Source organism: Niveispirillum sp. FG148, assembly GCF_057809655.1.
In genome coordinates this window covers 50,808-71,420 of sequence record NZ_JBMDKJ010000032.1, presented here as the reverse complement: position 1 = coordinate 71,420, position 20,613 = coordinate 50,808, and the positions used below count along the sequence as shown (strand labels likewise).

The 20,613-nt window shown below is 61.5% G+C and carries 19 protein-coding genes; 6 read left to right on the top strand and 13 right to left on the bottom strand.

Features of this window, described 5'->3' with window-relative positions:
* The first annotated feature begins 180 nt into the window (after positions 1-180).
* Positions 181-663, top strand: a complete 483-nt coding sequence (locus ACODTW_RS23955) for a hotdog family protein (RefSeq protein WP_488948650.1) — start codon at positions 181-183, stop codon at positions 661-663.
* 29 nt (positions 664-692) lie between these two features.
* On the top strand, positions 693-1,838 hold the full coding sequence (locus ACODTW_RS23950; RefSeq protein WP_488948649.1) for an acyl-CoA dehydrogenase family protein: 1,146 nt from the start codon (positions 693-695) through the stop codon (positions 1,836-1,838).
* Between the two features lie 71 nt (positions 1,839-1,909).
* Here the strand turns inward: ACODTW_RS23950 and ACODTW_RS23945 are convergent, their stop codons facing one another.
* The 4 genes from ACODTW_RS23945 to ACODTW_RS23930 are packed head-to-tail and all read right to left on the bottom strand — an operon-like array spanning position 1,910 to position 5,118.
* On the bottom strand, positions 1,910-2,230 hold the full coding sequence (locus ACODTW_RS23945) for a hypothetical protein (RefSeq protein WP_488948648.1): 321 nt from the start codon (positions 2,228-2,230) through the stop codon (positions 1,910-1,912).
* An 8-nt stretch (positions 2,231-2,238) separates the two neighbouring features.
* Positions 2,239-3,348 (bottom strand): Gfo/Idh/MocA family protein, encoded by a 1,110-nt coding sequence (locus tag ACODTW_RS23940; RefSeq protein WP_488948647.1) that lies wholly within the window; start codon positions 3,346-3,348, stop codon positions 2,239-2,241.
* Positions 3,349-3,358: 10 nt separating this feature from the next.
* Positions 3,359-4,135 (bottom strand): SDR family oxidoreductase, encoded by a 777-nt coding sequence (locus ACODTW_RS23935; protein ID WP_488948646.1) that lies wholly within the window; start codon positions 4,133-4,135, stop codon positions 3,359-3,361.
* Between the two features lie 44 nt (positions 4,136-4,179).
* Positions 4,180-5,118 (bottom strand): zinc-dependent alcohol dehydrogenase family protein, encoded by a 939-nt coding sequence (locus tag ACODTW_RS23930; RefSeq protein ID WP_488948645.1) that lies wholly within the window; start codon positions 5,116-5,118, stop codon positions 4,180-4,182.
* Between the two features lie 280 nt (positions 5,119-5,398).
* On the opposite strand from ACODTW_RS23930, the gene ACODTW_RS23925 reads away from it, so the two are divergent.
* The gene (locus ACODTW_RS23925) at positions 5,399-6,148 is read left to right on the top strand and encodes an electron transfer flavoprotein subunit beta/FixA family protein (protein ID WP_488948644.1); all 750 of its coding nucleotides are present in this window, start codon (positions 5,399-5,401) and stop codon (positions 6,146-6,148) included.
* Positions 6,145-7,074 carry an electron transfer flavoprotein subunit alpha/FixB family protein gene (locus ACODTW_RS23920; RefSeq protein ID WP_488948643.1) on the top strand — a complete coding sequence of 310 codons (930 nt, stop codon included), beginning with the start codon at positions 6,145-6,147 and terminating at the stop codon, positions 7,072-7,074. The genes ACODTW_RS23925 and ACODTW_RS23920 overlap by 4 nt, the downstream gene beginning before the upstream one ends.
* Before the next feature lie 76 nt (positions 7,075-7,150).
* On the opposite strand, the gene ACODTW_RS23915 is transcribed toward ACODTW_RS23920, so the two are convergent.
* From ACODTW_RS23915 to gloB, 4 genes are all read right to left on the bottom strand, one after another.
* Positions 7,151-8,533 carry an FAD-binding oxidoreductase gene (locus ACODTW_RS23915; protein WP_488948642.1) on the bottom strand — a complete coding sequence of 461 codons (1,383 nt, stop codon included), beginning with the start codon at positions 8,531-8,533 and terminating at the stop codon, positions 7,151-7,153.
* Positions 8,533-8,997, bottom strand: a complete 465-nt coding sequence (locus ACODTW_RS23910; RefSeq protein ID WP_488948641.1) for a VOC family protein — start codon at positions 8,995-8,997, stop codon at positions 8,533-8,535. Before ACODTW_RS23910 ends, ACODTW_RS23915 begins: the two co-directional genes overlap by 1 nt.
* Positions 8,998-9,120: 123 nt before the next feature.
* Positions 9,121-10,143 (bottom strand): helix-turn-helix transcriptional regulator, encoded by a 1,023-nt coding sequence (locus tag ACODTW_RS23905; protein ID WP_488948640.1) that lies wholly within the window; start codon positions 10,141-10,143, stop codon positions 9,121-9,123.
* Positions 10,144-10,430: 287 nt separating this feature from the next.
* A complete protein-coding gene (gene gloB / locus ACODTW_RS23900; RefSeq protein WP_488948639.1) occupies positions 10,431-11,276 on the bottom strand; it encodes a hydroxyacylglutathione hydrolase in 846 nt (281 codons plus the stop codon).
* A gap of 372 nt (positions 11,277-11,648) precedes the next feature.
* On the opposite strand from gloB, the gene ACODTW_RS23895 reads away from it, so the two are divergent.
* Entirely contained in the window at positions 11,649-12,467 is an 819-nt protein-coding gene (locus tag ACODTW_RS23895; protein WP_488948638.1) for an IclR family transcriptional regulator, read from the top strand.
* Between the two features lie 82 nt (positions 12,468-12,549).
* On the opposite strand, the gene ACODTW_RS23890 is transcribed toward ACODTW_RS23895, so the two are convergent.
* Positions 12,550-13,632: a CaiB/BaiF CoA transferase family protein gene (locus ACODTW_RS23890; protein ID WP_488948637.1), complete on the bottom strand. Its 1,083-nt coding sequence runs from the start codon at positions 13,630-13,632 to the stop codon at positions 12,550-12,552.
* Between the two features lie 22 nt (positions 13,633-13,654).
* Positions 13,655-14,422, bottom strand: coding sequence for an SDR family NAD(P)-dependent oxidoreductase (locus tag ACODTW_RS23885; RefSeq protein ID WP_488948636.1), 768 nt, complete (start codon positions 14,420-14,422; stop codon positions 13,655-13,657).
* 250 nt (positions 14,423-14,672) lie between these two features.
* On the opposite strand from ACODTW_RS23885, the gene ACODTW_RS23880 reads away from it, so the two are divergent.
* Positions 14,673-18,173, top strand: a complete 3,501-nt coding sequence (locus tag ACODTW_RS23880) for an indolepyruvate ferredoxin oxidoreductase family protein (RefSeq protein ID WP_488948635.1) — start codon at positions 14,673-14,675, stop codon at positions 18,171-18,173.
* 65 nt (positions 18,174-18,238) lie between these two features.
* On the opposite strand, the gene ACODTW_RS23875 is transcribed toward ACODTW_RS23880, so the two are convergent.
* Genes ACODTW_RS23875 through ACODTW_RS23865 form a run of 3 tightly spaced genes read right to left on the bottom strand, consistent with a single transcriptional unit; the run spans position 18,239 to position 20,589 of the window.
* Positions 18,239-18,976 carry a nitroreductase gene (locus tag ACODTW_RS23875; protein ID WP_488948634.1) on the bottom strand — a complete coding sequence of 246 codons (738 nt, stop codon included), beginning with the start codon at positions 18,974-18,976 and terminating at the stop codon, positions 18,239-18,241.
* On the bottom strand, positions 18,976-20,142 hold the full coding sequence (locus ACODTW_RS23870; RefSeq protein WP_488948633.1) for a lipid-transfer protein: 1,167 nt from the start codon (positions 20,140-20,142) through the stop codon (positions 18,976-18,978). The genes ACODTW_RS23875 and ACODTW_RS23870 overlap by 1 nt, the downstream gene beginning before the upstream one ends.
* A 33-nt stretch (positions 20,143-20,175) precedes the next feature.
* Positions 20,176-20,589, bottom strand: a complete 414-nt coding sequence (locus ACODTW_RS23865; protein ID WP_488948632.1) for a Zn-ribbon domain-containing OB-fold protein — start codon at positions 20,587-20,589, stop codon at positions 20,176-20,178.
* Positions 20,590-20,613 lie beyond the last annotated feature (24 nt).

Genomic DNA, 20,613 nt, shown 5'->3' with positions numbered 1-20,613 from the left:
TGCCATCGCCCACCGCTCCTGTTGGCGGCCAAGGGGCTCCGTTCAAGCCTTCAGCCGCACAATGGCTTGCTTACATCCTGTCCATCGGCGGGCTGGCTGCTTCCCGCATGGAATGCCCATTTCGGGCATGTTAGTGAATCATGACATCTTTCAAGATAGCTGCCAGCAGGAGCGCGAACCTTGGTCCTCCGCCAGAAGACAGCAGATCTGAGGCTTCAGGATCTGAACATCGGCGACACGTTCGATCTCGGGGACTATCTCATGTCCCGCGAGAAGGTGTACGCATTCGCCTCTGAATATGACGCCCAGCCTTTCCATCTCAGTGATGAGGGGGCGGTGGGTCACCCGATCTTCAAGCGTATGGCGGCCAGCGGCTGGCACACGGCCATCGCCATGCAGAACAAGCTCGCCGACCTCTGGAAGGGTACGAAGATCCGGGGGCTGGCGGGTTCTGGCGTGGAACGGATCAAATGGCTGGCGCCTGTCTATGTGGACGAAAATTTGCGCTGCATGGTCGAGATCGCCGATATCAGGCCATCGGCGTCGCGGCCCGGTCGGGCCTCCATCACGATGCTGGCGAGCATGCAGGATGAATCAGGTGCGCGCGTCTGCGAAATGGCGCTGACCGGTGTGTTCCTGACTCTCGATCAGGATGAAAAGTAACGAGCCATCATAACGTTAGGGACCAGGAAATGAGCGAGAACAGCGAAGCCATCCGCGAAATCTGCGACAGCATCATCAAGCGCGTGGACCGCGCCTATGTCGCCGAATGCGGTCGCAAGAACGAGCTACCGAAGAAGCTCTGGCAGATGTGGATCGACAGCGGGCTGCTGGCCATGGGTTTGCCGGAGGAATATGGCGGCGCCGGCGGCAGCCTGTATGACATCATTCTGGCCATGGACCTGCTGCACCGCGAGGCCCTGCTGCTGCCGCTGGCCGTGCCGAACTTCATGTCGCGCGAGCCGCTGCTGCGCCACGGCTCGGAAGCGCAGAAGCGCCGCTACCTGCCGCCGACCGCCACCGGTGAGGAATTTTTCAGCTTCGGGATCACGGAGGCGGATGCCGGCACCAATACCTTCAAGATCAAGACGACGGCGATCCGTCAGCCGGACGGCAGCTTTCTGGTCAACGGGTCCAAGACCTACCAGACCGCCTTTGTGGAATCTGCCCATTGCATGCTGGTGGCGCGCACCCAGCCCTATGATGAAAAGAACCGCACGGCCGGCATTTCGCTGTTCATTGTCGATACCAAGCTGCCCGGCATCTCGGCGACCAAGATGGATATCGGCATGTATCTGCCGGAGAAGAACTATCAGGTCTATTATGATGACGTGGTCATTCCCGCCGACGCGCTGTTGGGACAAGAAGGACGCGGGTTGAGCATCCTGTTCGACTCCCTCAACCCCGAGCGGCTGCTGGTGGCGGCCATGAATGTCGGCCAGGCGGACTATTGCATCAAGCGGGCGGCGGAATATGCCAAGATCCGGGCTCCGTTCGACAAGCCGATCGGGTCCTACCAGTCGATCCAGCATCCGCTGGCCCGGGCCAAGACCTATGTGGAAGCCGCCCGCACCATGATGTATCTCGCCGCTGAAAAGCATGACCGGGGCGAGAATATCGGGCTTGAGGCGAACATGGTGAAGATCCTGTCGTCTGAAGCCTTCAAAATGGCCGCTGAAATCGCCATGACCACTTTTGGTGGTGCCGGGGTGGACGTGGCCCAGGACATTCTGCCCTTCTTTATCGCCGCCCAGAACAACACGGTGGCGCCGGTGAATAACCAGATCGTACTCAGCTATATCGCAGAGAAGGCTTTGGGTCTGCCCAAATCCTACTGATCGGACGCTGGTTCACGAAAGGTGCCGCGGCTGTACCCATAGCCGCGGCGCTTCCTTTTGTAGAAGGAGGGTCATGCTGGGCGATAGGGAGCGAGGGACTGCGCACTGCCCATGAAGAAGTCCGAAAGATTGAAGGCGGCGGACATCTGCATCCGTTCGGTTCCGGCCCGCGCCTTCAGTTCGGCTTCAACGCTGGCCGGATCATCGCATTCCAGGCTGTAGATCGCCAGATATCGCCAACGGCCGCCGCTCAGCAGGCGGAAACGCTCGGCACCGACAACGCCGTCCACGGCCAGAACGTCCGGCAGATGCACGGTGTCGTACCAGTGATTGAAATCATCATCCTGACCATCGACGGGATTGCTCAGGACGAGCAGCTTGTATTCAGCCATGCTTTCCCTCATTTCATGCTGATGCGGTGGCCGGATGCCGCCGCTTCCTCAATCGCGGCCACCAGACGATGGCGGATGACCGCGTCGTCAAAACCGGGTGCCGTGGTTGTACCGTTGCGAAGGTCATCGGCCACGCGCGCATACATCTGGGCCACATTGACCCCGAAGCCAGTGATTGCGGGTGGAGCCCACCGGAATTCCGGCGGCACGGTCATGGGGGAGAGGGTTCTGTCCTTGCCGTGTCCGCCCGAGATCTGAAGATCGAACATCTGGGCGTGTCCGCCGGCCGCTGTGATTTGCAGGTCTCCCTGCGATCCGTTGATTTCCCAGAGGAAATTGACGCCTCGCGATTGACCGGCCCTGTAATGAATGGATGCGACGGTTCCGCTTTCCAGAATGCCGCTGACGACAACCTGATCCTCGGCGGTTTTCTCGACGGGCTGGCGCGTATCCAGGCGGATGGTTTTCGGCTGACGGATGGCCATGACGGAGGACAGGCTGGTGAATTCTCCCAGGCAATAGCAAAGGGCATCAATCGCGTGTCCCAGCGGGATCGACAGCAAGGTGGCGCCATTGCGCTTGTCGAGCAGATAGACGTTGGGGGGATCGACCCAATCCGCCCACTGAAGGCCTGAACCGACCATGGTTGTCGACAGAACTTCACCGATATAGCCGGAGGCAATGAGCGACCGGACATAGGCGATCACGGGCGCGTAGCGGGCCTGCAGACCGACGATGCCATGCACGCCGGCTGCCCGCACCATGGTCGCCATCTCTTCGGCTTCCCGCAGCCCGTTACCCAGGGGCCATTCGCAATAGACATGCTTGCCGGCGGCCGTCGCCGCCTTCACCAGCTCGTGATGATGCGGCACCTTCACCGTGACGGCGACGAGATCGACATCCGGGCAGCGGATCAACTGTTCTGCGTTGCTGTAACCCCGCTCAATGCCAATATCCAACGCCGCCGCATCCGCCGACACCTGTCGGGTGGTGCTGACGGCCGCGATTTCAAACCGGTCGGACAGGCCTTTCAGTGCCGGCACATGGGCCAGTGCTGCCCAGCTTCGCCCCACTTCATATCCGATGATGCCGACGCCGATCTTCTTCCCGTCTTGCATTGGAAATCTCCTATTGGCCGTGGAGGGCCGCTGTGCCGCCGCCATCGGCCACGAATTCGGAACCGGTGGAGAAGCTGGACTCATCACTGGCCAGAAACAGCGCCATATTGGCGATCTCCTGCGGACGCCCGATCCGGCCCATGGGGGTCATGGTGTGGAGCTTCTTCATCAGCAGGGCGGTGGTATCCTCGTTCTGCCGCCAGGGTTCGAAGATGGGCGTGTCGATGGGACCGGGATGAATTGAATTGCAGCGGATGGGCATGCCGCGGCGTGCGAAATTGACGGCGATGGATTTCGTCATCAGCCTGACCGCCCCCTTGGTGGCGGAATAGCCGGGGTCCGTGGCGGTGGCCAGGATGCCGGCATTGGACGACATGTTGATGATCGACCCGCTGGGGCCGCCCGGATTCCTCTGCATGGCCAAGGCGCCGTGCTTGCATCCCAGCATCACGCCCGTGACATTGACCGCGAACAGCCGGTTCCAGGCGTCGATCTCAATGGCCTCCAGCGCTCCCGGCCCCAATATGCCGGCATTATTGACCATGACGTCCAGCCGCCCGCAGGCGTCGGTGACCTGGCGCATGGCGGCGATCCATTGATCCTCCCGCGTGACATCCAGATGCAGGAAGGTGGCCCCCGTGTTGGCTGCGATCTGCTGGCCGATCTCGTCCTTCACGTCGCCCAGGAAGACTTTCGCACCTTCCTCTACAAAACGTTCGACGATGGCGCGGCCAAGGCCGGATGCGCCACCGGTAACAAAGGCGATCTTTCCGTCAAGTCGTCCCATGCGTTCCTCCCTTTCTTTGATTTCAGCGGGCACCTCTGTGCGCGTCACACGGAAATGCTGATCTTGCCGAAATGGGCTTTCGCCTCCTGATGGCGAAAGGCGTCGCCAAGCTCGGCCAATGGGAATGTCCGGTCCAGGACGGGTCGGATCGCATTGGCTTCCACGGCGCGAACCATGTCGAGCTGGTGCTTGCGGCTGCCCACAGTCAGGCCGATGATGCGACGGTTGCCGTGAATCCCCAGGGCCGTGGGAAACTGGATAGGCTGGCGGCTGAGCGCGCCCACCAGATAGAGCGTGCCGCCGACCCGTAACGCCTGCATCGGTTGCGATAGATCGCCACCGACCACCTCCACTACATGATCCAGGCCTCGCCCGCCGGTCAGGCAGCGTGCGGCAGCACCCCATTTTGGGATCGCGGTGTAGTTGATGACATGATCGGCGCCGATCTCTTGCAGTCGCGACATCTTCTCATCCGTCGAGGTCGTGGCGATGACGGTCGCACCCGCCGCCTTGGCGAACTGGATGGCGAATACCGACACACCGCCGCTGCCCTCCACCAGGACGCTGTCCCCCGGCTTGATCCCGCCCTCGACAACCAGCGCCCGCCAGGCGGTCAGGCCGGCGCAGGGCAAGGTGGCAGCCTCGGCATCGGTCAGGTTGCGTGGCGCCGGGGTGAAGTCGGTCTCCCGCATCACCACGTATTCGCTGGCGAAGCCATCGACATGGTCGCCGCGCATCCTCGCGGTGTGCCGTTCGTCGGGATGGCCATCGGGCCAGTCGGGAAAGAAGGTGCCCATGACCCGATCCCCGACCTTGAAGGCCGTGGCATCCGGCCCGCGCTCCACGACCTCACCGACACCGTCAGAGAGCAGAACACGGCCCGGTGCGGCCGGAATGAGGCCGACGGCGACAAGATAGTCGTGGAAATTGAGCGAACTGGCCCTGACCCGGACGAGAATCTCCCCCGGACCGGGGGTTGGCACCTCCCTATTCACAAATCCAAGGTTGACCAGGGAGGCAGGCCCCCCGAGCACCATTGCCTTCATCGTCATTCTCCGCGCCGGCGTGCCGTTCGGACCCATTCCTTGTCCAACAGCATGCGTCTGACCAGCCTCCATTTGATCGGGCCCAAGCTGCGGCGCGGTCAATCAACAGCAGTTGCCGCACAGGACAAGAAGGTAGCGAATAGTGATGGAGGGCTGCCCAGCCCGTCGACAATAGTTGTGCAATGCGAATTGCACTGCGCTTTTTAGGAGTTGCGCCATGAAGGTCCTCGTGCCGGTCAAACGGGTGATCGACTACAATCTCAAACCGCGCGTGAAGCCGGATGGTTCGGGCGTTGATCTGACCAATGTGAAGATGGCGATGAACCCTTTCGACGAGATTGCCGTGGAAGAGGCGGTCCGTTTGAAGGAGAAGGGCGTCGCCAAGGAAGTTGTGATCGTGTCGATCGGGCCGGCGAAGGCGCAGGAAACGATCCGCACGGCCCTGGCCATGGGGGCGGACCGCGGCATCCTGATCCAGACGGATGATGAGGTTGAGTCATTGTCCGTTGCCAAGCTGCTGGCCCGGGTCGTGGCCGACGAGGGGCCGGCGCTGGTCATCCTGGGCAAACAGGCGATCGATGATGATTGCAACCAGACCGGACAGATGCTGGCGGCCCTGCTGGGGCGTCCCCAGGGGACATTTGCCAGCAAGATCGACATTGGCGACGGTGCGGTTCAGGTCACGCGTGAAGTGGATGGCGGATTGGAGACGGTCAGCCTGCAACTGCCGGCCATCGTCACGGCGGATCTGCGCCTGAACGAACCCCGCTACGCATCCTTGCCGAACATCATGAAGGCCAAAAGCAAGCCGTTGGTCACAAAGACGCCGGCTGACTATGGCGTGGATATCGCCCGTCGTCTGGAGACCCTGCGGATGAGCGAGCCGGTCCAGCGCAGCGGTGGGGTCAAGGTCGCTGACATTGATGAACTGGTCGCCAAATTGAAAGCCTTGGGAGTTGCAGCATGAGCGTGCTGGTCTGGGTTGAACATGACAATGTGACGGTCAAGGATGCCACCCTGTCCGCCGTCACGGCGGCGGCCAAAATCGGTGAGGTGCACCTGCTGGTGGCCGGCGCCGCCTGCGCCGGTGTTGCCACGGCGGCGGCGGTGATTGAGGGGGTCGGCAAGGTCTATCTCGCCGATGACGCGTCGTACGCCCATGCCTTGCCGGAGAATGTGGCGCCGCTCGTCGTCGGGCTGATGGCGGAGCATGAGGCGTTCATCGCGCCCGCCACCAGCAACGGCAAAAACATCGCTCCACGCGTGGCGGCGCTGCTGGATGTCATGCAGATCAGCGACATCCTGTCAGTGGAGGCGCCGGATACCTTCACGCGTCCCATCTATGCCGGCAATGTCATCACCACGGTGCGCAGCAAGGATGCCAGAAAGGTGATCACCGTGCGCGGCACTGCTTTTGCCAAGGCGTCGGCTACCGGGGGAAGTGCTGCGGTGGTGACCGTCTCCGGTCCTGGTGACAGCGGCCTTGCCCGCTTTGTGGGTGCGGAACTGGCGGCATTGGACCGGCCCGAGCTGACCAGCGCCAAGATCATCGTTTCCGGCGGGCGGGCGTTGAAGGACAGCGAGACGTTCCGTCAGGTCATCTTCCCGCTAGCCGACAAGATCGGTGCTGCTGTGGGCGCCTCACGCGCGGCGGTGGACGCCGGATATGTCCCCAATGACTATCAGGTGGGGCAGACGGGCAAGATCGTGGCCCCGGAAATCTATTTCGCTATCGGCATTTCCGGCGCCATCCAGCATCTGGCCGGCATGAAGGACAGCAAGGTCATCATCGCCATCAACAAGGATGAAGAGGCGCCCATCTTCCAGGTGGCCGATATCGGCCTGGTTGCCGACCTGTACAAGGCCGTTCCCGAACTGCTGGCAAAGCTCTGAGCGTAAAGCCGGCATCGCCCCACCGCCATTGGGATCTCCAAAGGCGGTGGGGCGATGACCGAGCCCGCGGGCCTGATCAGAACAGTACGTCGTGATTGATGATGCGGGTGCCATCCATGGCGTCCCGGATGCGGCGCATCAAGGCCAATGCACCGGCATCGACATGGTCGGGCAGAAAATCCCGCTTCATCTGTCCGATGCCATGCTCGGCGGTCAGGGCACCGTCGAACTGCCGGACAACATCATAGACAGTCGCTTCGATTTCGTGCGCGCGGGCCAGGGTGTCGTTGCCGATATGGGCTCCGATATGCAGATTGCTGTCGCCCAGATGACCGAAGGTGACGATCTTCACATCCCCGAACGTGGCTGTCAGGGATTGGCGGACTGCCTGGGCGAACGCGTCGGCCCGGCGGATATCGACACTGACATCGAAGGAGATGAAGGGGGCCATCTCCCGCACCAGGATTTCCGATCCCTCGCGCACACGCCACAACTCGCCGACCTGCTTCAGCGAGGTGGCGGCGACGGCATCGACAATCAAGCCTGCGTCGAACGCCACTTCCAGCAGGCTGTTGAAAGCGGCTTGATCGGCCGCCTCGTCGAAGCCCATCAGTTCCAGCAGGACATAGAAAGGCTGGCTGGGATCGACGGGCCGTCGCGTTGCGTCGTGACCGGCGACAAGCGCATAATAATCCTGCCACATGACCTCGAAGGCCGACAGTTGCTGCAGGCAGCGGGCGCGCACCAGCAGGTCAAGCACGGCCTGGAAGCTGGGAAGGGAGAGGAAGGCCACGAGTTGGGTGCGGGGCTGTGCCACCAGCTTCAATACGGCGCGGGAGACGACGCCCAGCGTTCCCTCCGAACCGATGAAGAGTTGCTTCACATCATAGCCGGTATTGTTTTTCAAATACCGGTTCATGGCGCTGACGATGGTGCCGTCGCTAAGCACCGCTTCCAGACCCAGAACATTCTGGCGTGTCATGCCCCAGCGGATCACCCGGTTGCCACCGGCATTGGTGGCGATGGTGCCGCCGATGGTGGCGCTGCCCTTCGCCCCCAGATCGATCGGGTAAAGCAGCCCCTGTTCCATCGCCGCGTTCTGCACAGCTTCGACGGTGGCGCCGGCCTCAACGGTGGCGGTCAGGCCGACGGGATCGATCTCGACAATGCGTGCCATGCGCTCCAGGGAGATGACGATCTCCGCCGGTCCGGCATAGGCGCCACCGGCAACGCCTGTCCGGCCGCCATGGACTACCACCCTTTGCCCACGGGCATGGCAGAGCGCCATGATCCGCGAAAGCTCATCGGTCGATGCCGGCCGCACGATGGCGGGCCCTTGGGGGGGGACAGCGCGAAAAGGATCGCAGGAACGAAGGGTGACATCGGCACCGGTCAGCAGGCCGCGATCACCGACGATGGCATGCAGATCCGGGAGCAGGGTGGTTGGGGTGTTCGTCATCAGGCCGCCTTCGCATCGCGCCGGATCTGGATCAGTTCGATGGCGTAGCCGTCGGGATCCTTCACGAAGGCAAGCTGAGGTGCGCCTTCACGCAAGGTTTTCGGGGCGGTGCCCTTGACCCCGCCATAGTCGGCCAGCCGGTTCCACATAGCAGTGACGTCGGGCACGCCGATGGCGATGTGCCCATAGCCGTTGCCGTGCGTGTAGTCTTCCGCCTTGTCCCAGTTATAGGTCAGTTCCAAGGCAGCGGGCCCATCGCGGTAACCGGCAAAGGACAGGAACAGGATGGAGAAACGTCCCTCCGAGAAATCGTACCGGTCCAGCAAATTCATGCCGAGACCGTCGCAGTAGAAACGAAGGGAAGCATCCACGTTGCGGACCCGGATCATGCTGTGCAGGACGCGGGGGCTTTCGGCATCCTCACCCCAGACCCAGAACGGGTCGATATCGGCTGAACCCGGCATCGTGTTTCCTTAGATAAGCGATTGAACCCAATCGCTTATCTATCAGAAATCCAACGCGCCCCCGTTATCCTGGGCCGCAATGTCCTTTGCTTTGTGCCGTGTGTGACATTGTCCCATGCCGCCTTACGCCGACAGGCGCTCGGGCCGCTGGACATTGGTGTTCTCCCCGGGCAGGGATTGCTCGGAAAGGTGCATGGCGCGAAATTCCCGCGGAGGAAGACCATAGGTTGCTTTGAACATGCGGCTGAAATGCGCAGCACTTTTGAAGCCCGACATGTAGGCAATCTCATGGATCGGATGCTCTCGCGTGCGGGGGGCAATCAGCCAGTCCCGCGCCTTGGGCAACCGGTTCTGCCACAGCAGTTCGGAGAAGGACGTGTTGTTGGCCTTCAGGACATAACACAGGTAACGTGGCGAGATTCCGCAGTTTGCGGCGACTTTATCGAAGCAAAGATCGGGATCCGTGATGTTCATCATGATGTAGTTCTCGATATCGCTCAGGCGCCGATCCACCAGCGTTTGGCGCTTGGGCATATCGATGTGACAGCTACGCAGATGGTCTCCTATGGCTTCCAGCATGCTTTGGACCAGTGGCTTCGCCGCGCGCTGGCTCAATTGATCCCCATGCTCGATGAACAGATCGAGCATCTGTCGGACAACCTTGCCGTCTGCAGAATCCAGATGGAACGGTTCATAGAATTTTTCGGCTTCCTGGAGATGGGTGTAAAACATATCCGGGGGCACGATGACCTGAAAGGACTCATGCGAGGCTTCGCCATCCCGGCATAGCGTCGCATGGAAAGGATGGTTCGAATCCAGGATGCCCGATTGCCCGGCCTTGATTTCACACTGGCCTTGCGCACGCACGATCTTCACCGACCCGCGCGTTACAAACCAGATCACCCGCAAGCCGACCCGGTTCTTGCGTATATGCTGATACGCCCGCCGATAGGAAAGTTCTGAGATTGTTGAAATGTGCGTTATCGAGATGGGGTAATGAAGCGCCTTGTCGAACCTGACGCCTGTGAAATCTCCATTGGCGCACTCCAGATTTCCATCATAAAATTCACGTTTAGTCAGCGCAGAATAGGCCTTCAAGGCCTCGGAAGGATTGTAGCCATCGTTGGTATAAAGCCGTTCCATCATTTCCTCCCAGTAAGCTGTGTTTTTTAGTTTCAGGATCGTCGGCGCAGATTTTGTTACGCTTGCGACACCCGTCGGCTTCCAGCAGACGCTATGGGCGATTCTTTATCTTCCATCCTGCTTAAGGATCAGATCGTCACCCCTTCTGGAATGATCATTCAATATGCGAAATGATGAGTCAAGCGGGGAACGGCACTCATTCGATTTGTGGACAGGTATTCACCTGATGTGACGGCTGGAAAGGTGGTACAGCGGGGCGGCCTGGCACCAATTGGGTCGCCCCGCCTTGTTCAGGCTTTGAAGGAGTCTTTGGCCGATCGCACGGCGGCGAACGCCTCTACCGCCCGCTCCACGCCATATTCGGGCTTGATGAGTGGTGCGCGCAGAAACGGGTTGGTGGCGAGTTCATCCGCGAGCAGGGAAGGCACCGTCGGAACCCCGTCATCGACCATCTTCTCCAGCAACTGCGCCCTTGCGATCGTGGCGGGGGAGGGGTCGATGCTGGCGGCGAAACGTGCATTACTGCGGGCATATTCATGGGCCGCATAGATACGCGTGATCGGAGGCAGTTGCGCCAGACGGCGCAGACTGCTCCACATTTGTTCCGGTGTGCCCTCGAAGATTCGTCCGCATCCAAGAGGGAACAACGCGTCTCCGACAAAGGCAACGCCTGCATTGGGGGCATAGAACGCCACATGACCCAAGGTGTGCCCTCCAACATCGATCACGTTGAACGGCGTGGCGCCAAGAGTGACGATGTCGCCGGGGGCAACAACCTGATCGATTTCCGAAATTTTGCGTACCTCTTCCGGCCCGATGATCTTTGCACCCGTTGCCGCAGCGATTACGGCATTGCCGCCAGCATGGTCGGGATGCCAGTGGGTATTGAAAATAAAGTCGATCTCCCAGCCGATCTTTGCTTTTTCAGCCAGGATCGCCTGCGCATCCGGGCTGTCGATACAGGCGACTTTGCCGGTGAGCATGTCCTTGCACAGGAAGGCGTAGTTATCTTCCAGGCAGGGAAACTGATGTATCGTTAGGGACATGATGTTGACTCCGGATTCTCGCCGTGAACCATGGTGACGTTCTGGTTTGGCCAAACGCGTGGGCAGAATGCCATGGCCGTCATGGTCCATCCCTGCACCCAGTCTGGCCTGTGGGAGCAGGTCGTGCCTCAAGTGTGTTGAGTCTCGCGAAAGCCTGTAACAGGCTGAGTATGTGACCGCTAATGCGATGGGGCAGAAGTCAGATGCCGTCCGCGCCGGGCCGACCGCTGGACAAAAAGGGCCAGGGCCTCGGTCTGGTCCTTGAAGAAGAATGCAATTATGGGAAAATGGGGGAGAGGAAACTCATGGGCGCCAGTACGGCCGGGAAATTATGCGCTGTATTTTCCATTAGCCCTGACGTTAAAGGGAAATTTTGGAAGCCGTACGCGAGTGGGGCATCGTGTCTCTAACATTTCGGCAGATATAAAACTTTCCATTTAGATGCGGATTGATCGTGACGCCATGCGTGTTGATTTCAACCAACGAGAACTTGATGAAGGTAGGAACACTATGACATCGAATTGCGATGCGACGGATAGTGCAAAAGGGGGAAGCGTCAGGTCCGTTCTCGACATTCTGACGTTCCTGGCGACAACCAGCCAGCCGAGTGGCGTCAACGCAATCGCCAGGGCTTTGTCGATTGCTCCAAGTTCCTGCTTTAGAATTCTCAAACAGTTGCAGGCTTCGGAATTTGCGGAATTTGATGAGGACACCAAATGTTACTCGCTGGGATGTGGAGCCGCCGTCCTGGCGCGGCGGGCGCTCGACCCCAACAATGCATTCGTGATGCTGCGTCCGAGGCTGGAACAGTTTGTCGAAGCCCATAACGTTGCAATCGGATTCTGGCGCCTGCTGCCGCGCCGCCGCATGGTGCTGGCCGGGTTTGTCGAAGGCCACAGTTTGATGCGCATCCAGATGACGTTAGGACAGCGCTTGCCGATGCTGGTCGGCGCTGTCGGGCGTGCCTTTGCTGCGGAACTTTGTATGCCGGAAGATGAATTGAAGGCGGATTTCGAGCGTTTGCGCTGGCAACAGCCACTGCTGTTCGAAGAATATCGGGCGCAGGTTCTGGAGTGCAGGCGGAAGGGCTATGCGGTTGATCGGGATAATTTCGCGCACGGCGTGACTACGGTGGCGGTGGCTTTGCGCGATGCGCAATCGATCGCCCGCTATGGTCTGTCAGCTATCATGTTCAGCGGCTCGCAGACCGAGGAGCGGGTAACGATGGTGGGCGAAGCCCTTACGCAACTCGTCAATTGGGCGGCATCCAGGATCCACTGAAATCACCCCGCCAGCGCCTGCATCCGATGCCCGACCGTCTGATGGCAGGCGCCGGGAAGGGATGCAGGCGGTTCGCCGGCAATCAGCCCCAGGAAGCGATCACATCTTCCGCATCGTGTATGTCGGGTGACGGGGGCCATTGGATGGCGCCGGGCGTGTGGGAAAACCGCGGCGCCGGTGCCGGTTGCACCACCCCGGCCGATTCAACGAACGTCTCACGCGCCACATTGTGGGGATGCCTGGGCGCCTCGGCCAGGGACAGCACCGGTGCGAAGCAGACATCCGTACCCTCCATCACCGCACACCATTCATCCCGCGTGCGGGTGATGAAAATGTCGCGCAAGGCCTGGCGCATCTGCGGCCAGTCCTTGAAGGACATCTGCGGCTGGGTCAGCGTATCGCCAGCCCCCGTCTTTTCCAGCAGCAACGCATAGAATTGCGGCTCGATGGAGCCGATGGAGATCCACTTGTCATCGGAACACCGGAAGGTTCCATAAAAGGGCGCGGCCCCGTCGAGCAGGTTGGCCTCGCGCTTGTCCTGCCATTTGCCGCCGGCATGAAGCCCATAGAACAAGGACATCAGATAGGACGCACCATCGGTCATGCCGGCATCAACAACCTGGCCCTGGCCGGTGGTGCGGGCGTGCAGCAGGGCCGCCAGTATCCCGGTGACCAGGAACATGGCCCCGCCACCATAATCGGCGGCGATGTTGAGCGGGGCCACCGGCCTGTCGGCCGGACCAATGGCATGCAGTGCGCCCGTCAGTGCCAGATAGTTGATGTCGTGACCCGCCGTATGGGCGTAGGGACCGAATTGCCCCCAACCGGTCATGCGGCCATAAACCAGCGCCGGATTACGTGCCAGCATGACATCCGGCCCCAGGCCCAGCCGTTCCATCACGCCGGGTCGATTGCCTTCAAACGTGATATCCGCCTTCTGCGCCAGACGCAGACAGGTTTCCACAGCTTCCGGCGTCTTCAGATCCAGGGTGATGCGGCGGCGGCCCCGCGCATCGGGTCGGTAAGCGGGCGGCGGTGGCGCGCCCTTGCGCGCGATCTCCACCACATCGGCGCCCATATCGGACAGCATCATGCCGGCGAAGGGGCCGGGCCCGATACCGCCAAATTCCAGAACCTTCACGCCGGTCAGCGGGCCTTTTGCCATTTTCACAATCCTCGATTTCCAGTCAGCGGGAAAGATAGCCGCCGTCAACAGCCAGCACATGCCCGAAACAGAAAGTGGAAAGGTCGGAACTGAGCCACAGAACCGCCTCGGCGATCTCCTCCGGCGTCCCCAACCGGCCGTTCACGCTCAACATTTTTGCCAATGCGCGGCTGTCCAGCCCGACCCGGGCGACATTTTCGGCCATCATGGGGGTATCAATGCCGCCGGGAGCGACCATGTTGATCCTGACACCCTTGTCGCCATAGGTCATCGCCGCACCCTTGGTCATGGCCACGACGCCGGCCTTGGTTCCGCTATAGACACTGCCGGTGAGGTGTGGGCGCTGGGCGCTGATGGAGGTGATGTTGACGATAGTGCCGCCGCCCTGCGTCAGCATCTGCTTGATCTGCCGCTTCATGCCCAGGAAGACGCCACGGAAATTGACGCCATAGAGCATGTCGGCCATCTCGTCGGAAACGTCTGCGAACAGGCTCGCTTCCTTGTCGATGGCGGCGTTGTTGCACGCACAGTCCAGCCGGCCATAGGTTTCCAGTGTTGTAGCCATCAGGGCGTCCACAGAGCTGGCATCGGACACATCGCAGTGAACAAAGCGGGCATCGCCTCCTGCCTGACGGATGGCTGCCTCCACTTCCCGTCCAGAGGCCGTATCAACCTCCGCGACAATGACCTTGGCCCCTTGCTGGGCAAAGCCCTCGGCGATGGCGCGTCCCATGCCACGGCCGGCCCCGGTGACGAGCGCCACCTTTCCCTCCAAACCATAATTCTTCATCGTTGATCACCATTGTTGTGCCCCGGCATCGCCGTGGCCGGTGTGGATCTGCGGCACGACTATAGGCCTGTGGTGGAAAATCGCTGTGTCCAGCGACGGCAACGCGGCTGTTCTCCAGCCGCAATGACACGCCCGGAATGGCGGTCGCGTACAAGTTCGCAATCAGCCACGGACAAGAGGCAGGGTGCATACAGAGAGCTATGCTGATCGGTCCGGCCCGATCATGCGACCGTGGGAATGAGCGAGCGGAATGACCAAGACAGCCACCAGTCTGGACGACAAATACACCCGACGCAGCGGCCGCGTCTTCCTGTCCTCCAACCAGGCGCTTGTCCGGCTGCCGATCGACCAGGCGCGTCGGGATCGGGCCGCTGGTCTGAAGACGGCGGGATATATCTCCGGCTATCGCGGATCACCGCTGGGGGTCTATGACGCCGCGCTTTGGGCGGCGCAGAAGCATCTGGATGAACATGACATCCGCTTCGCCCCCGGTCTGAATGAGGAATTGGCGGCGACGGCGATACGCGGCACCCAGGAACTGGCCTGGTTCGGAAAGTCCGAGTATCAGGGGGTCTTCGGCCTTTGGTACGGCAAGGGATTGGGCGTTGATCGTGCCTGTGAGGCGCTGAAGCTGGGCAACCTTGAAGGGGCGTCCGCCACCGGTGGCTTTCTGGCCGTTGCCGGCGATGATCACGGCGGCAAATCGTCGGCCAGTGCGCATCAATCCGAACATACGTTGATCGCCGGCTTTCTGCCGGTTCTTTATCCGTCCACGACGGCGGAGATCATTGAATTCGGTCTTTACGGCTGGGTCTTGTCGCGGTTCAGCGGCCTGTATGTCGGGCTGAAATGCGTCACCGACACGCTGGACCTGACCGCGTCGGTGGAGCTGCCGGATATTTTCCGCTCCTTCATCCAGCCTAACATCCAGATGCCGGTGGGAGGGCTGAATGTCCGCAACACCAAGTCGCCCCTGGAACTGGAGGCGCTGACCGTCAATCACCGCCTTCCGGCGGCGCAGGCATTCGTTGGCGCGAACCGGTTGGACCGGGTGGTGCTGGATGCGCCGCATCGGACATTGGGCATCGTCGCGGCCGGCAAGGCCTATCTGGACTTGCGGCAGGCCCTGGCTGATCTGGGCCTGACCGAGGAGCGCTGCCACACCCTTGGCATCCGCCTCTATAAGCCCGGCATGATCTGGCCGCTGGAGCGGGAAGGGGCTGTCGCCTTTGCCCGGGGGCATCGCGCACTGCTGCTGGTGGAGGAAAAGCGGCCGGTCATGGAGGATCAGTTTGCCCGGTATCTTTATGATCTTCCGGCGGATAGCCGGCCGGCCCTGCTGGGCAAGCATGACGCGACCGGTGCTGCGCTGCTGCCATCGGTCGGTGAACTGAGCCCGGCCCTGATCCGCCGGGCCCTGCGCACCGTGCTGGACCAGATCGGCATGGGCGATGGCGAATTGCATCGCATCCAGGACCGCTTTCTGGAGCTGGAGAAGCGCTCAATGGCCTTCGGCGGGGGCAAGGTCCGCACCCCCTTCTACTGTTCGGGCTGTCCCCACAATACCAGCACGAAGGTTCCCGACGGCAGCTATGCGATGGCCGCGGTCGGCTGTCAGGGGCTCGCCGCCTATGTGATGCCGGAGCGCCGCACCATGCTGCCCATGCCGATGGGTGGTGACGGCATGCCCTGGGTGTCCGTCGGACCGTTGGTGGAACGGGAACATATGTTCCAGAACATGGGCGACGGCACCTATTCCCATTCCGGCCTGCTGGCGATCCGGGCGGCTGTGGCGGCCAAGGCCCGCATGACCTTCAAGCTGTTATACAATGACGCGGTGGCGATGACCGGCGGGCAGCCGGTCGAGATGCATATCAGCCCGGTCGATATGGTGCGCCAGCTTGTCTCCGAAGGCGTGTCGCCTGTCGCCCTTGTATCCGACGCGCCGGAGAAATATGCGGGCGCTTCGCTGCCGGCCGGCGTCACCGTCCATCACCGTGATGACCTGGACAATGTTCAGCGCATGATGCGCGAGCAGGAGGCCACGTCCGCGATCGTCTACGAACAGACCTGCGCCACGGAAAAGCGACGCCGGCGCAAGCGGGGAAACTATCCTGATCCCGACAAGCGGGTCTTCATCAACCAGGATGTCTGCGAAGGATGCGGGGATTGTTCGGTCCAATCAAATTGCGTCTCGATCCTGCCGCTGGAAACGGAACTTGGGCGCAAGCGCAGGATCGATCAGTCGACCTGCAACAAGGATTTCAGTTGCATCAAAGGCTTCTGCCCGTCCTTCGTCACCGTCGAAGGGGCGAAGATCGCCATGCGGGCCGTTGCCGACCCTGGCCGACTGGATGCATTGATCGCGACATTGCCGCCGCCGCCCGTAGCACCGCTGGGCAGTGACGGCTATAACATGCTGGTCGGCGGCATCGGCGGCACCGGTGTTCTGACCATCGGGGCTCTGCTGGGCATGGCCGCACACCTGGAGGGCAAGGGTTGCACCGTCCTGGACATGACGGGCATGGCGCAGAAGGGCGGGGCGGTCACGGCCCATATCCGTGTCGGGCAAACGCCGCAGAGCTTGTATTCCACCCGCCTCGGCGTTGGTTCCAGCGACCTGATCCTGGCCTGCGATGCTGTCGTGGGTTCTGGTCAGGACCTGCTGAAGACGATCAAGCCCGGCGTAACCGCGGCCATTGTCAATCTGGATGTCACCCCCACGGGCGAGTTCCAGACCAACCGCGCCGTCGACCTGGGTGAGGACAGTCTGCCGGCCGCCATTGAAACAGCACTGGCCGGTGGCCCGATGCACAAGCTGCGCGCGTCGTCTTTGGCCACGGCGCTGATCGGTGACAGCATCGCCACCAATGTCCTGATGATGGGATATGCCGCGCAGAAGGGACTGCTGCCGGTCACCATCGCCTCGATCATGCAGGCGATCGAACTAAACGGCACCTTCGTGAAGGGCAATCTGCGCACCTTTGCCCTCGGCCGTCTGGCCGCTCACGTGCCGGAAGAACTGGCCAGGGTCATCAGCCCCGTGAGCAAGCCGGAGGAAGAAACGCTGCGGTCGCTGATCCAGACGCGGATGACGCTGCTGACAGCCTATCAGAGCGAAGCCTATGCCCAGCAATACCTGGATTTCGTCCAGGAAATGGAAGCGGCCATCGCCGCCAGAAAGGTGGCAGATAGCGGATTGCTGTTGCGGGAGATCGTGCAGACGCTTGCCAAGCTCATGACCTACAAGGATGAGTATGAGGTGGCCCGGCTGCACACCGATCCAAAGTTCTGGGAGCGGCTGCGGGAGCAGTTCGATGGCGATTTCAAGGTCAAGTTCCATCTGGCACCGCCCATGCTGCCGGGCCGTGATGCGTCGGGGCGGCCGCGCAAGCGGGCCTTTGGAGCTTGGATTTTGCCTGCTTTCCGGTTGCTCGCCCGCATGAAGGGGCTGCGGGGCACGCCCTTTGACCTGTTTGGCTATACCGCCGAACGCCGGATGGAGCGGCAATTAATTGCCGACTATCAGGTGATGATGCGGCAGGTGGTGGCAGAGCTGGATCAGGGCCGTCTCCACGCGGCCATCGAGCTGGCCGGTGCGGCCAGCGACGTGCGCGGCTATGGTCCGGTGAAACACGCTGCCTATGAGCAATATCTGGCGAACCGGAAGCTGCTGCTGGACGCCTTCACCAAGGGCCCGCTGGCGCCGCCGGCAAAGGTTCCCGTGAACAGTGTGACCCAGCGGGCCTGATAAAAAACCCCGCCCCGGTCGAACCGGGGCGGGGTTTTTTATTTGGGGGCGATGCCTGGGAACCCCTATCTGTCGACCCAGGTGACGGTGTCATCCAGGGTCGACCGGCGGGAGCGGAAGCTGTTGGCTGGATGCTCTGCCACCGGGTAGCCAAAAGAAGCACCCAGCACGACCAGGCGGTTCTCCGGGATACCGAAATGATCGTGGATCAGCGGGGCGTGGGCAGCCAAGGCCGCCTGGGGGATCATGCCGATCCCCAGGCTTTGCGCCGCCAGCAGCAGGGTTCCCACATACAGGCCGGTGTCGATGGTCCCATAGGTGCCCAGATCGCGTTCGGAGGTGAGGATCAGGGCATGGGGCGCGCCGAACAGACGGAAATTCTCCAGCGCCTGTTTGGCCGATGCCGGGCGGTCGCCATAGGCAATGCCGACGCTTTCATAGAGTTGCCAGCCGACCTCCCGCTGGCGTTCCTTGTAGACGCCGCGATAGGCGCTGGGAAAGGCCAAATCGGGCTGCATGGAAGCCGCCCCCTGTGTCATCTCTTGACAGGCGCGCTCGAACAGCCGGGCGCGGAACCGCTCCGTTCCTTCACCCTCCGTGACGATGACCTGCCAGGGCTGTGAATTGCACCAGGAGGCCGACATCTGGGCCAGTGTCAGCATCTGCCGGATCGTGTCGCGCGGCACGGGCTCCGGCCGGTAGGCGCGGCAACTGTAGCGCCCGGCCAGCAGCCGGGAGAGCATTGCGGCCTCCGGGCTTAGCGCCTCGTCATCGCCCAGCGGCTTGCGATCGATTTGCTCCATTATTCCACTCCCAGAATTGCGGCGCTTGTGGGCAGACCGCTGCCTCCGGTCACCAACATGGTTGTCACACCGGGAACCTGATTGACCGCCTGGCCGCGCAACTGCCTGACCGCTTCGGTAATGCCATTGACACCATGGATATAGGCTTCGCCGAGCTGACCGCCATGCATGTTGAGGGGCAGGGTGCCGCCGATCTCGATATTGCCGTTCTTGATGAAGTCCTTGGCTTCACCTCGGGCGCAGAAGCCATACGCTTCCAGGCTGGGCAGGATGGAGGGACCGAAATGATCATAAAGGATGGCGGCCTGGATGTCTTTCGGACCCAGGCCCGACTGCGCGTAAAGCTGGCGCGCGGTCGCAGCGCTTTCATCGCGCGGAGAGATGTCGTCACGGTAGAAGCCGCCAAGCGAGACCGAGCCGCCGGGAGACCCTTGCGCCGCCGCCCGGATATAGACCGGCTTCTGACGGAGATCGCGCGCCCGCTCCGCACTGGTGACGACGATGGCGACCCCGCCGTCGCTTTCCTGGCAGCAGTCGAGCAACCGCAACGGATCGGCGATCATGCGGGACGCCTGATGGTCGGCAACAGTGATCGGCTTGCCATAGAAGAAGGCATTGGGGTTGGTGGCAGCGAATTTGCGCGCCGTGACGGCATAATTGGCGAAATCCAGGCTGGTCGCCCCGGTTTCATGCATGTACCGGCGCATCATCAGGGCGATCATCGCGGCCGGCGTCATCAGGCCGGCGGCCCCATGATAGGCGAAGATGACATTGTCACTGGTTGGCGGCAGCGAATGCATGGGCGTTCCGAACCGGTACTCCGACCGTTCATTCATGGCGCGGTAACAGACCACGACCTTGGCGACGCCGCAGGCAATGGCCATGGCGGCCTGCTGCAGCGGCGCACAGGAAGCACCCCCTCCCTGGCCGATACGGGAGAAGAATTTCAGATCCCTACCCCCGATGGCGCGGAAGATCTCCTGCTCGCTGTTATTATCCATGACGAAGCTGGACATGCCGTCCACCTCGCCGGGGTCGATACCGGCATCCGCCAGCGCGGCCAGCGTCGCCTCCACCGCCAGGCGCAACTCGCTGCGGCCGGAGTTCTTTGAGAATTCGGTGGCGCCATAGCCGGCGATGGCGGTCTTGCTGCTGAAACTATTCATATTCCTGATCCTTGGGGCTATGCCGGGCGCTGATCACACGAGGCGGAAGCGCAGGCCTGCCACGTCGCCGCGGCGCACAAATTCAGTCGTCACGGCCGTGCCAATCGCCACGCTCTCTGGTGGCGTTCCGTCCATCGCGGCCAATATCCGCACCCCTTCCACCATATCCGCCAGCACGACTGGATGCGGGGAGGTGAAGCCCGGCAGCGGGGGGTGGTGGTGGATGACATAGCTGTGGATCACGCCTTTGCCGGACAGGGGATATTCCTGCCAATCGAATGAACGGCAATGGGGGCAGCAGGGGCTGGGCAGACTACGCAATGTTCCGCAACCGGAACATTTCTGAACAAGCAGGCGCTGGTCTACCAAGCCCCGATAGAAGAAGTCAAAATCGCGGTTGGAACAAGGGGCATTGTGTCCCCGGCCGTTCTCGACATTATTGGACATGGTCAGGTTCCTTCAAACTGATAC